This window comes from Bacillus pacificus (genome assembly GCF_020861345.1).
GTDB classification, from domain to species: domain Bacteria; phylum Bacillota; class Bacilli; order Bacillales; family Bacillaceae_G; genus Bacillus_A; species Bacillus_A pacificus.
The window spans coordinates 249,191-261,981 of sequence record NZ_CP086329.1; the positions used below are offsets into that span (position 1 = coordinate 249,191).

General features: G+C 35.9%; 15 protein-coding genes and 1 pseudogene. 4 read left to right on the plus strand and 12 right to left on the minus strand.

Annotated elements, in window-relative coordinates; all coding sequences use genetic code 11:
• The first annotated feature begins 283 nt into the window (after window positions 1-283).
• The 4 genes from LMD38_RS28135 to LMD38_RS28150 all read left to right on the plus strand — a co-directional run bounded on the left by LMD38_RS28135 (window position 284) and on the right by LMD38_RS28150 (window position 4,936).
• Window positions 284-1,768, plus strand: coding sequence for a spore germination protein (locus LMD38_RS28135; protein WP_000172442.1), 1,485 nt, complete (start codon window positions 284-286; stop codon window positions 1,766-1,768).
• 8 nt (window positions 1,769-1,776) lie between these two features.
• Window positions 1,777-2,871 (plus strand): GerAB/ArcD/ProY family transporter, encoded by a 1,095-nt coding sequence (locus LMD38_RS28140; RefSeq protein ID WP_000841206.1) that lies wholly within the window; start codon window positions 1,777-1,779, stop codon window positions 2,869-2,871.
• 4 nt (window positions 2,872-2,875) lie between these two features.
• On the plus strand, window positions 2,876-4,009 hold the full coding sequence (locus LMD38_RS28145; protein WP_000708190.1) for a Ger(x)C family spore germination protein: 1,134 nt from the start codon (window positions 2,876-2,878) through the stop codon (window positions 4,007-4,009).
• 375 nt (window positions 4,010-4,384) lie between these two features.
• Window positions 4,385-4,936, plus strand: a complete 552-nt coding sequence (locus LMD38_RS28150) for a recombinase family protein (protein ID WP_000576160.1) — start codon at window positions 4,385-4,387, stop codon at window positions 4,934-4,936.
• A 22-nt stretch (window positions 4,937-4,958) separates the two neighbouring features.
• Here the strand turns inward: LMD38_RS28150 and clpP are convergent, their stop codons facing one another.
• The 12 genes and pseudogenes from clpP to LMD38_RS28205 all read right to left on the minus strand — a co-directional run bounded on the left by clpP (window position 4,959) and on the right by LMD38_RS28205 (window position 12,765).
• Window positions 4,959-5,540, minus strand: coding sequence for an ATP-dependent Clp endopeptidase proteolytic subunit ClpP (clpP, locus tag LMD38_RS28155; protein ID WP_001049162.1), 582 nt, complete (start codon window positions 5,538-5,540; stop codon window positions 4,959-4,961).
• A 241-nt stretch (window positions 5,541-5,781) separates the two neighbouring features.
• Entirely contained in the window at window positions 5,782-6,651 is an 870-nt protein-coding gene (locus LMD38_RS28160) for a DUF421 domain-containing protein (RefSeq protein ID WP_000018909.1), read from the minus strand.
• A 20-nt stretch (window positions 6,652-6,671) separates the two neighbouring features.
• Window positions 6,672-6,878 carry a DUF1657 domain-containing protein gene (locus LMD38_RS28165; RefSeq protein ID WP_000215902.1) on the minus strand — a complete coding sequence of 69 codons (207 nt, stop codon included), beginning with the start codon at window positions 6,876-6,878 and terminating at the stop codon, window positions 6,672-6,674.
• Between the two features lie 9 nt (window positions 6,879-6,887).
• Window positions 6,888-7,238 carry a stage V sporulation protein AE gene (gene spoVAE / locus LMD38_RS28170; protein ID WP_000575919.1) on the minus strand — a complete coding sequence of 117 codons (351 nt, stop codon included), beginning with the start codon at window positions 7,236-7,238 and terminating at the stop codon, window positions 6,888-6,890.
• Complete coding sequence (gene spoVAD / locus LMD38_RS28175; RefSeq protein WP_000938965.1) at window positions 7,235-8,251, minus strand: stage V sporulation protein AD; 1,017 nt, start codon at window positions 8,249-8,251, stop codon at window positions 7,235-7,237. Before spoVAD ends, spoVAE begins: the two co-directional genes overlap by 4 nt.
• Window positions 8,252-8,728, minus strand: coding sequence for a stage V sporulation protein AC (gene spoVAC, locus LMD38_RS28180; RefSeq protein WP_000095403.1), 477 nt, complete (start codon window positions 8,726-8,728; stop codon window positions 8,252-8,254).
• 29 nt (window positions 8,729-8,757) lie between these two features.
• Window positions 8,758-9,243 carry a YhcN/YlaJ family sporulation lipoprotein gene (locus LMD38_RS28185; protein WP_001170598.1) on the minus strand — a complete coding sequence of 162 codons (486 nt, stop codon included), beginning with the start codon at window positions 9,241-9,243 and terminating at the stop codon, window positions 8,758-8,760.
• Between the two features lie 93 nt (window positions 9,244-9,336).
• Window positions 9,337-9,543 (minus strand): DUF1657 domain-containing protein, encoded by a 207-nt coding sequence (locus LMD38_RS28190; RefSeq protein ID WP_000216164.1) that lies wholly within the window; start codon window positions 9,541-9,543, stop codon window positions 9,337-9,339.
• Between the two features lie 609 nt (window positions 9,544-10,152).
• Entirely contained in the window at window positions 10,153-10,293 is a 141-nt protein-coding gene (locus LMD38_RS28195; protein ID WP_000724271.1) for a hypothetical protein, read from the minus strand.
• 182 nt (window positions 10,294-10,475) lie between these two features.
• A complete protein-coding gene (locus LMD38_RS28200; protein ID WP_014315598.1) occupies window positions 10,476-10,910 on the minus strand; it encodes a DUF421 domain-containing protein in 435 nt (144 codons plus the stop codon).
• Between the two features lie 60 nt (window positions 10,911-10,970).
• A pseudogene (locus LMD38_RS28765) lies at window positions 10,971-11,024 on the minus strand (hypothetical protein); the annotation flags it as partial.
• Window positions 11,025-11,271: 247 nt separating this feature from the next.
• Window positions 11,272-12,765, minus strand: a complete 1,494-nt coding sequence (locus tag LMD38_RS28205) for a phospholipase D-like domain-containing protein (protein WP_000454745.1) — start codon at window positions 12,763-12,765, stop codon at window positions 11,272-11,274.
• Between the last annotated feature and the right edge of the window lie 26 nt (window positions 12,766-12,791).

Genomic DNA, 12,791 nt, shown 5'->3' on the forward strand with positions numbered 1-12,791 from the left:
GTATTATCGATTTTACGAGTACTGATGTTAGAATTTACTTTATCAAAAGATAATGTAGAACTGCCCCACATTTCATTAAATTCAACCTCATATATACCAGCTAGTTCTGGCCAATTGATTTCTACAACATGTTGTTGGTTACCATCTAAAATTCCTTGTTCCATATTCGTTTCAGAACCATAGGTCCTAAAATTACTCTCAATCCTTACTTCTTTATTAAAACAAGTATAAAATGATTCCTACTTCAAATACTAAAAAAAAACTATTGAAGGATATGATTCAAATGACACTCCATCTAAATAAAAATAACTGCCCTAATTATGAAAAAATTAAATACATCCTCAACGAATCACCAGACTTAATGTGTAGAACACTTGAAGTTGGTGGAGATTGTCTCGAAGTTATTTTCATGAAAAATTTAATTAAACAAGAGTTTCTAAATGAGTATGTAATTAAATACATTCAACAACTTCCGATAGAATACATAACTTACTCTTATTTATTGAAAAACATACCAATGAACGAAGTAAAGAAAAACCTTAAGGAACAAGAGATTATCTCTTCCCTCTTAAATGGATTCGCTTATATTTACTTATCAGACGAAAGTAAAGCATTTATGGTAAATTGCGCCAACCCTATTGAAAGATCTATTGAGAAAGCAGAAACAGAATCATTGGTATACGGTCCTAAAATATCGTTTACAGAATCATTATCTTCTAACATTAAAATTATAAGACGAAATCTAAATGATTCTAATTTGTGTACAGATGAATTAAAAATAGGAGAACGTGTTAAGAAGCAAGTAAGAATTATATATCTTAAAGATATAGCGGATGATGACACACTTAAAACACTTAAGGAGAAGTTTGAAAATATAAAAACTGATAATATAAGTGACAGTTCAGTATTGGCACAATGTCTTGAAGATAATCATTACTCATTTTTTCCACAGTTTATATTAACAGAGTTGCCCGATAGATTCCTCTACTCTATTTTAAACGGACGGATTGGTGTTCTTATAGATGAAAGTCCAATTGCTATTATTGGACCTGCTAATTTTTTTTCGTTTTTTGAATCAACAGAAGACATATATTTGAGATGGTCCTTAAGTACTTTTATAAGATTTATACGATTATTTGCTATGGCAGGGTCACTATTTCTTACAGCATTTTATGTTGCAACCATGACATTTCACTCTGAACTAATTCCATCTAAATTGTTACTTATAATTGGGCAATCACGTTCACAAGTTCCTTTTCCACCTTTGCTAGAAGCACTTTTACTCGAATTATTAATTGAATTACTTAGAGAGGCTGGGGCACGCCTTCCGTCAAAAGTAGGGCAAACAATGGGGATTGTTGGAGGTATTGTTATTGGCCAAGCAACTGTTGAGGCAGGTTTAACTAGCAACATTTTAATTATTATTGTGGCATTTAGTGCATTAGGGGCATTTACGGCTCCTATTTATGAAATGGGCACTGCTATAAGAATTGCTAGATTTCCTTTCATTATTCTAGCAGGTGTTGGGGGATTAAATGGGATTATTATCGGTGTCTGTGTAATGATGGTCCACTTGTTAAAATTGACATCATTAAACAAACCTTATCTTGCACCTCTATACCCTTTTAGGATTAAGGATATAAAATACTTCTTAATACGTCTACCCCACCATTTTTATATGAGACGTCCTGTTGTCAATCGCCCAAAAGATTCATTCCGCACAAGGTGGAGATTTAAAAAAACAGAAAAAGATTTAGATGAATTTTGAGGTGGATAATGAAATCAAATATTAGTTTTGTAAATGCCTATATGGCTTTCTTTATCATACACACTTCGCAAATTGGTATGGGCATACTTGGAGTCCCGAAAATTATTTATCTTGAATCTAAGAAAGATGCTTGGATCTCAGTTTTACTATCCGGTCTATTCATTAGTATTATCACTTGGATTATTATTAGCATACTTAAAAAACATGGAAACTGTAATCTTTATGAAATACACGAAAATTTATTTGGTCGCTTTATAGGAAGTATCATCAATACCTTAATTGTCATTTACTTTATTGCTGTACATTACTCTATCATCATCAGTTATGTTGAATTGTCCCTAACATGGGGATATGAAGGAGTTTATGAATGGGTAGGCACCTTAGCGCTATTATTAATAACAATTTATGCAGTATCAGGTGGATTCAGAGTAGTTGCAGGGATATGCTTCTTATCCTTTTTAATGACTATATGGCTGCTATTTGTGATGTATCAACCACTTGATTCCATAAACTTAACTAGAATTTTACCCATCATGTCGACAACTCCGTCAGAAATGATGAAAGGAGTTTTTAAAAGCAGTTATACAATGTTGGGTTTTGAGACTTTATTTTTTATTTTTCCTTTTATAAAGGAGAAAAAAAAACTACTTCTATTCAGTCAATTAGCAATCTGGTTTACCACACTTCTTGTTTTAATTGCAACTGTTATTTCCATATTATTTTTTAGCCCTAAAGAATTAGAAAAACATATCTGGCCTATTGTCAGTATGATAAGCGCTGTCCATTTTCCATTTATTGAGCGCTTTGAATCTATAGCAGTTTCATTATGGATATTAGTTATTTTTCCAAATTTATGTATAATCCTATTCATTTCTTCCAAAGGAGTTAAACAAATATTTCATTTAAAACTAAAACATGGAATATGGGTAATCTCAATAATCATTTTTATCACGAGTTTTTTTATCACAAAAAGAGTCGACAATAACCTTTTGATTGATAAAGTTGGTCAAGTAGGCTTTTACCTATGGTTTATCTATCCAATATTCTTATATTTCATTTCAATCATTAAATCTAAAATCTTTTCACGTTCAAAACGGAGTTGAAAAAATGAAAATATGGCTTATTCTACTACTTTGTTTCTTTCTCTGTACGGCATGTATGCTACCTGAAAAAATATTAGAAAGGCAAGGAATTTCAACTATTATTGGTTTTGACTTACTTGATGAGAATACATACAAAGGCACTATTAGCTTGTTACAATTCGACCGTAAAGAAGAAAAGACGAGTGTAACCCTTTCTGCCGTCGGAACTACAAGCAAACAAATAAGACAAAATTTAGAACAACAGACAAGCCACGACCTTACTTCTGGTCAATTAAGGACAATTTTATTTGATAAATATATGACAGAAATGATAGGGATTTCATCTTTTCTAGATACAATGCAACGAGATAGTAGCATCGGATCTTTAATTTTTTTGGCAATTACAAACAATGCTGAGAGTACAATTAATAATAAAAACTATGAAGAATACCCTGAAATAGGGTCATATATTTATCAATTATTAGATAAGCACGAAAAGAAGGAAATGTTAATAAACTCCAACTTGCATGATTTTATTTCCACACTATATGAAATTGGTATCGATCCTACCTTACCTATTCTATCGAATGAGAATGGTGTAGCACCCTATTTAAATGGGGTTGCATTATTTAGGGATGATAAAATGGTTGGTTCTATTTCCATGAAAAAAACCCTGTATATAAAATTATTCACCGATCATAATGCTTTTTTGGGGGATATAACTTTAAATATTCCTGCAGAGGTATTAGAAGAAAAGGGAATAAAACTAGTCGAAAAGCAAAAAGGAGATAAATTTAATATTACAATTCACCCAATAAAGTACCGCGGAAATGTTGAATTATCTCAGGAAGAGTCGGTTAATTTAAATGCATCTATTTTAGTTTCAACTATAGAATTACAGCCTTCTGTTACTCTTAAAAATAAGGAATCAATAAAAAAAATGGAGCTAATAATTGAAGAAGAACTAAACAAAGAATTCGGGGATATTCTTGAGAAGTTTAGAAAATTAAATACTGATCCAATTGGCATTGGAAGAAAAATAAAAAGTATAAGAAAATATTCCAATTTAAATGAAAAAGATTTGAGAGGAAAGTATTCCACATTAAATTTAAAACCAAATATTAAGGTAGAAATAAAACGAACTGGGGCAGTTGATTAGTTCACGAATTACTTGTGAAGAACCTCATTTACTTATGAAAAGCTCACCGAGGTTGATATTAAACTTATCTTCCAATAGTTCAATAATTGTATGTAAAACCATAATTAACTACAATCCTTATTCAACAATCTGGCCCTATTGCGGAACAAAAATAAAAGAGCTCTCTTCAGTCATACTGCGGCTGGTTAGTTTAATAAAATTAGCCCCATAAACGGACATTTATGGGGCTGGTCCTTATTGGAGCAAAACACACTCTATTTACCCTGATCTTTGGTACCAAAACTCATTCCCAAAATCAAAGTAACATTTTTAATAACAAACACCGTTTTTGGTGCTAATATATTCATATAAATAGTTTTTAGTAGGTGATTAATTATGATTTTTGGTTACGCGCGAGTGAGTACGGAGGAACAAAACCTAGATATGCAAGTTGATGCATTAACACAATTCGGGGTTGAGAAGATTTATAAAGAAAAATTAACTGGCACACGAAGAGATAGGCCTCAATTAGAAGACCTTTTAAAAATTTTACGAAGTGGCGATAAAATTGTTGTATATAAACTTGACCGTATTTCACGTTCCACAAAACATTTGATAGAACTGAGCGAATTATTTAACGATATGGGTGTACATTTTGTATCAATTACTGACAGTATTGACACTTCAACCGCAATGGGAAAGTTTTTCTTTCGTACAATGGCAAGCATCGCTGAACTAGAAAGAGATATTATTAGTGAACGAACAAAGTCTGGTCTTCAAGCAGCAAGATCAAGAGGAAAGAAAGGTGGGAGACCTACTAAGAAAGAAGATAAAGTGGAAATGGCTGTTAAGATGTATAAGAGTAAAGACTATACAATTAAGCAAATTACAGTGGCGACTGGTATCAGTAAGACCACGCTGTATAGGTATTTAGACAAGGCGCTATAGGGTTGCCTCAGTAATTTAGTTATTAACGATTTGTAAAGATCTTATCGATTAAACCGTATTCTAAAGCTTTTTCTGCTGTCATGAAGTTGTCGCGGTCTGTGTCGCGTTGTAGCACTTCAAGTGGTTGACCAGTGCGGTCAGCAAGAATTTGGTTTAGTTTTTCACGTAAGAATAGGATACGTTTAGCAGCGATTTCGATTTCAGTCGCTTGACCTTGTGCCCCGCCAAGTGGTTGGTGAATCATTACTTCACTGTTTGGAAGTGCATAACGTTTTCCTTTTTCACCTGCTGCAAGTAAGAATGCACCCATAGATGCAGCCATACCGATACAGATTGTTGATACTTGCGGTTTAATAAACTGCATTGTATCGTAAATTGCCATACCTGCTGTGATAGAACCACCAGGGCTGTTGATGTAGATGTGAATATCTTTTTCTGGATCTTGAGATTCCAAGAATAAAAGCTGGGAAACGATTGAGTTAGCTACGTTGTCATCAATTGCGCTACCAAGCATAATGATGCGGTCTTTTAATAGTCGAGAGTAAATATCGTAAGCGCGTTCTCCACGATTTGTTTGTTCAATTACTGTAGGAATTAAATTCATCTGTTATTTCCTCCTTATAAAGCTTTCTTAGTCTTATAATACAATTATGGTCAATAAAGGTCAAACGAAACCACTTTAAATCAAAAAAATATGTAGTTGTACCATGAAATATTCGCTATGTTTTTGAAATTCCCTGCTTATGTATCTTCAACATCATAACCGAATTACATAAATTTAAACGTTATAAAAACTGTAGAAAAAAAGAAAAGAACGCCTTTTGACTGAAGCGTTCTTTCGATATCTATTCTTTTAAAAGATAGGTTACTTTATTTAAAATCTTTTCGATTTGTTTCGCGTTTTTACTATACATTTCGCTCGCTGATTTCGACTTTGTTTCTAAGGAAAATAGTTCAAGATCAGCATGACATTTTTTTAATGATGCTAATAATAAAGGTTTGTTTTGAGGAGAAGGCATTTGTAGTTTGTCATTATAAATGTCGATAGTCAGTTGTCCGTATGAATCAACTTGACCGAGAAAGACATTTTCGATAACAACACCGAGCTTTTCTAGTTCAGCATGTAGCCAAGCGCGGTTATGTCCACTTGCGGATAGCGGTTCATCTAAGACATTGCCATCCATAATAACAGTTTGTGGTTCTTTTTCGTTTGCTACTTTTAAACCGATGTCTTTTGCTGTGAGTGGTTGGCGATCTTTCTTTAATAATACATTTAATTCTCCGCTCGGTTCTAGTACAGCAAATTCAACATCAGCTACGCTGAAGGCATCTTTTCCACGAAGAAGTTCCAGTAATTCGTCACTTGTATATTTTTCTTTCTTTAAGTTGTCTTCGAGTATCTTTCCATCTTTTATTAATACGGTAGATTTCCCTTCAAAGAAGTCCCGAGCTGTTTTGTTCTTTAAAGAAAGGATTCCTGTTAAAAAAGGTACCACAGCGAAAATGAGTATCGCAAAGACGCCGTGAAAAAATTTTGAATCGAGCCCTGTAGATACTTGGGCAGCGATGTCACCGATTGTCATTCCGGCTATGTATTCAAAAAAGGAGAGCTGAGAGATTTGTCTTTTCCCTAACCATTTCGTAATAGCGAATAAAATAATTAATATGAATACAGAGCGAAGAATGACAAGTGTCCATTCCGGCAGGTGAGACATAGTCATTTCCTCCAGTCTACTTAAAACCCTTTATATTGAGGTTCTTCACGTTCTAATACTGAAACTCTATTTTGTAAATCCGCGATGATGCTCTCCATTTCTAACATACATTCATGAAATACACGTTTTGATTTTGCGTCCTGTGAATGTAGTGAAAGGGAGCTCAAACTTGCTTGAGCGCCCCTTACACTAGCAAGGCAGGTTTTGACGCTAGCGATAACTGTCATACGAACACCTTATCCTTTCGGTTTGAATAGCAATGCTCCGATGAAGCCGAAAATAATAGCTGCGGATACACCGGCGCTTGTTACTTTAAACATGCCGGTAATAACGCCAACGATGCCATGTTTTGCAGCTTCTTCCATTGCACCGTGAACGAGGGCATTACCAAAGCTTGTAATAGGTACAGTTGCCCCAGCTCCAGCGAAATCAATTAATGGTTCATACAAATTGAATCCATCTAATATAGCTCCAGCAACAACGAGTGTTGCCATTGTATGAGCTGGTGTTAGCTTTCCAACATCAAACATAAGTTGGCCGATTACACATATAAGTCCGCCAATGACGAAAGCCCAGAAAAAAATCATTGCGTTGCACCTCCAAATTCAATCGAAACGGCATGAGCGATACACGGAATCGTTTCTTCTTGTTGGAATGTAAGTGGAGATAGTAAAGCGCCTGTCGCAACGACAAGTATTTTATTAAACTCTCCTCTTTTCATTCGGTTTAATAAGTGACCGTATACGACCGTTGCGGAACACCCTGGTCCACTAGCGCCAGCGATGACAGGTTGCCCTTCTCTATAAATGAGCAGCCCGCAATCTTGAAACTGTTCGCTCGTTACTTTCGTTCCGTGTTTATGTAATAAGTCATAAGCAATTTCGCGTCCTACATGTCCGAGGTCACCCGTTACGATTAAATCGTAGTAAGAGGCATCAATTTGTCGTTCGCGTAAATGGGCTTCAATTGTATCAACGGCAGCTGGAGCCATTGCACCTCCCATATTAAATGGATCTGTTAATCCCATATCAACCACTCGTCCGATTGTGGCAGATGTTACCCTAGGACCGTGTCCAGTATCGCTTAAAATAGCAGCTCCTGCTCCGGTTACTGTCCACTGCGCGGTAGGTGGTTTTTGCCCACCATATTCGGTAGGATAGCGGAACTGTTTTTCTACAGCTGTATTATGACTGGATGCACCAGTTAATAAATATTTTGCGCCTTTTGCATTTACGATACTTGCTCCAAGTGCTAAACCTTCCATAGAAGTAGAACAAGCGCCGAATAGTCCGAGATAAGGAGTGCCCAGTGTACGGCAAGCAAAGCTTGTAGGGGTAATTTGATTAATTAAATCGCCTGCGAGTACAAATTGAATATCGTCTTTACGAAGTTTTGCCTTTTCAGTAGCGCGGCTACAAGCTTCTTCGAACAAAATTTTATGTGCTTTTTCATAGGAATCTTGTCCGAGCCATAAATCTTCATGGAGGGTATCGAAGTCTTCTGGAATTTTGCCTTTAGCTTCAAACGGCCCGCCAACGACTCCCGTCGAAATAATAACTGGTTTGTTTTCAAATACCCACGTTCGGTGTCCTTGTAACATTTATAGCCCTCCCCATTGAACGAGAATCGTTTTAATAAGTGCGATGACGAAAGCGGAAAATACACCAAATAAAATAACAGAACCAGCTAATTTAAACATGTTACCACCAACGCCGAGTACAAAACCTTCTGTGCGGTGTTCGATACATGCGGCAATAACGGAGTTACCAAATCCAGTGACAGGTACAGCTGTGCCTGCTCCGGCAAATTGACCAAACCGATCGTATATACCAAATCCAGTTAATAACATGGAGATGAAAATAAGAGTTGCGACTGTTGGATTCCCTGCTGAGCGTTCAGTGAAATCGAAATACGTAATATAAAAAGTAGAAATGAGTTGCCCAATTAGGCAAATGAAACCACCAACGAAAAAGGCTTTTATACAGTTTTTTAAGACAGGACGCTTCGGTTCGCGTTCTTGCTCGAATTTTTTATATTCCTGTTGCACAGGGGTTAAGTTTTTATCTTTACTAGACATTGCAAACCTTCCTTTTCTTTTAAAAAGCGTTAAGTGTTAGACTCCATTTTTTTACCAATGAATTTTAATTGTTTATTAATTTCATCTTTAGATACTTTCTTTTCCTTAATTTTTCTTTCAAGCTTTTCAAGTAACATAAAGATTTTTTTATCTGTACTTACACGAACATCGAAAGTGGGGTGCTCATCACTTAGCTGCTTTTGGAGCTTCTTACGGAGAGGTTTTAATCCAAATCTTTCGTGATGCTCAGGTGTAACTGCTATGTAGAGATCTAAATTTGAATTTACTGCTGTACTTTTTATAATTTCATCCATAGTGAGAGCTCTTTTCTTGGCTCCTTGTGATATAGATTGATTAAAGGATTCCATACTCGTTTTTGTTAACTTTGGACCTTTCTCTTTCTCCGTTCGTTTTGCTTCTTCTTTCACTTTTTTATCTAAAGGACTATTATCACATCCGGTAAAAGAGCTAAATAGAAGGGCAAATAATACGGTTATGAGTCCGAGTTTTTGCATATTTATCATTCCATTTCTATTGCAATATGTAATGTGATAGAAAAAGGATGACTGCATATCATCCTTTTTCTATTTCACAGCAAGACTGATTCGTTATTGCTGTGAGTATTGTGGTTCTTCTTGTTTGACTTCTTCAACGCGTGGGTTTAAAGAATCGATAATCGTTTGTGTTTGCTGTGCAGCTGTTTGGAAAAGTTGCTTAGCTTGTTGGTTATCCGTATCAAGAGCGAATCCCTCTAAGCTAGCTTGTGCACTTTTTAATCCAGAAACAGTTTGTTTTAATTTCGTAATTACAGTCATTGAATGAAGCCCCCTTTGGAATATCAATTCAAAGATTATAATTTGTGAGTTGGGGTGAATTTATGATTGGAAAATTTAGGGGGGTGCTTTGTTAATATACTCATAACTAAGCGTCATAAAGGATTACGGGGATATTTTTATTGATTTAGATGGATTTTATTGCTATTATTATGAGAAGAAAATGAAGTGTTTTCTATTATCATGCGCCCATAGCTCAGTCGGATAGAGCGGTGGTTTCCGGTACCACGTCTTATATGACAAAGGAAACCAAATGTGCTTTAGGGTGCGGTATAAAGCTGTTTGTCGGAGTTTTTAACGCTTAACTTGAGCGGGAACAAACCGCAAACGTCCTACGTAGGCATTAGCGAATTATTGTCGCATAGTAAAAAGGTGCTACGTGTAACCAAATGAAGATAATGATAGTACATATGCGGAGAGCTTCCGTCTGAAATTCGTTTCAGATAGGGGGCTCTTTTTTTATTATGTCTAAAAGTATACGAGTAGTAAAAAGACGAAGAGAAGTAGTTGGGTGTTTTTGCCCATCCCCCCGAAAAGGTGGAATAAGGAGTACCTCACTGAAAGATTAGGGAAGTACTCCTTAAACATCGCTTACTCTGTTTCCGATATTACGTTTAATTGGGCTAATTCTTGAATAATTGCATCCAAATCAACAGACTCTTGTTGTATATTAAACTCGTATCTTCCATAGAAGTTAATATGTTGCCATGCAACTGGGGATATTTTTTTCATAACGGGGTAGCGTCAGGAAAATGCGGATTTACAACGTTAAGGAAACCAAAATATAAAAAGTCTAATTTCTCGGTGTTATAAGTGAAAAATTAGGCTTTAGTTACTTCATTAAAGCGCCTGATTGTTGAAGACTAAAGTTTATATTCACCAAGAAAATTGATGTGCTCTTATCCTAACAAATTTTATTTAGGACTTACATGTATGCCTTCACGCTCTCGCCAATCTGCGTAAAGTATACGCTTTACATTATCATATCCATTGGTAGTTAATTGGTTATCTAACCACTGTTGATCAAATCCGAGTTCATGTAAATTATCCCATAAAATTTCCCCATCTATAATTAACGATGTTGGGAGGTCTACTGGACTTTCTGGAAGATTGAGATCTGGTTTTTGATACTTGGATTTTAATAATAAACTTATTTGCCCATTAGCTTCCAATATACCGTATTTGACTTCGCGAACTGAAAAGACATTATTTTGACGGAGTATACTCAATACTTGATTTACATCCAATTTGTTCTTTGTAAGTAACTTTCTGTCCATAACACCATCTCGAATGATGATGTTAGGATTGCCTAATAAGAGAGAACGTGTCGATTTATTTTTTAGAGTCATAAACTCTATTCCCAACATAAGAAACGTCCACAATCCGATGGCATATAAAAAATGAAAAATCCCTACCTTATCTTCATAAATGTTATTTCCTAAAAAATCTCCAAGTACTAACACAAAAACTAAGTGAAACGGGGTTTAACTGATAGATGGATGTTCTGCCTGTTATGATAATGATAAAAAATAAAGTTGCAAAACCTACTATGACTTTGATTGCCAGTAAACCCAAAAAAACTTCACCCAAAATTTATTCCTCCATTTTATATTTCACTCGATTTCAAAAATCCTCATGTTTTAAAATATTTATATTACAACATGTAAGCTAATTAAAATCAGAAAGATAAATAATACCGGTTTTTTCAACTTATAATAATGGAGAAAGCACGCGAGCACCCTGTTCAACAATGCGCTCGGTCAGGGATCGTTGCACCAAGTCTTCAATTCTTAATGGTACAGAATCAGTAAGATCCCTCTCGAACTGCTCTGTGAGTTCCCTTGTCACATCAGCACTGTACACGACTTGACACACCTCATAATTCAGGCGAAAACTTCTCATATCATAGTTTGCTGAGCCTACGGCAGCAATCTCCTCATCGATGGTCAACACCTTCGCATGTATCATTCCTTTGTCGTACTGGTAGATTTGAACTCCAGCTTCTATAAGTTCTCCGTAATAAGTACGGCTTGCAAGACCCACGATTTTTTGATTATTGTGGCGAGGAACCAGCAATCTTACACGGACACCACGAGTTACTGCTGTCTTTAATGCCATGATAATATCCGTTTCTGGTACAAAATAGGGTGTTGTTAAATCAATAGTCTTGGTCGCCTGTGTTATACATATAAAGTAAGCTTGCCGAATGACTGGGGTAGGAATTCCAGGGTTTCCTTCCAACGTATGGATATACGCTTTATGCAATGTCCTAGTTTTTCCGGATATGTCCATTTTTTTATCATCAAGGGTGCTCAACTCTGATCCCAATTCGGCTGACCATTTGGAATGATCTGCTCTGCCGATTGAATTGATTTTCGTTACCTCTGATTTTGTTTTCAAATTTGTTTTTGATTTTATCCTTTCCGGCACAGCGATTTCCCAATGAACATCAAAAACAGTCTGCAAGTCGCCTGTTGCTTCCCCTATAATTTGCAAATGAGTGTCCCTCCAAAATCCTACGTCTGGCTTTAATCCTGTATATTCATACCCAACGTTCATACCGCCAGTAAAGGATTCCTTTCTGTCAATCGTCACAATCTTACAATGATCCCGATAATTCCAATTGGACAAAATCCAGGGAAATCGCAGAGGAAATATTGTCCTGCATTCTATCCCTGCTTCAACCATCTGCCGGATTTTTTCACGCGGGAATTTATAACTCCCCAAGCTATCTCTCATAAAACGAACCTGCACTCCATTTAATGCTTTTTCGATTAGCAGTTCTGTGATTCGATTACCAATTTGGTCGTTCCGATAGATGAAATATTCCAGATCAATGGTTTCTTGGGCTTTTTGCAGGGATACAAGGAGTTGATCATATTTTGCTATCCCATTGTTAAACACTTGGACTTGGCCCATTCGAAGCCCATTCACAGTGAAATGCCGTAAAGCATTGGCAATTACCGATGCTGAAGCACCGAATGTCTCAGGTAATTTGTTAGATTCATTTTTAGAACAGGTCAATCTTTTTCGATGAATAAACTTAGGGTTTGATATGCTAAGATATAGCCAGAAACCAATGACAGGTAAAAAAAGGACGATTATTATCCAATTCAAAGCCTTGGCAGGCCGACGAACTTCCCAAATTGCTATGAATAAGATAAAGAACGTATTTAACAGGTATAGATAAAAAATCCACTCCAACTGGAATCCCTCCTTCTGTTACTCTT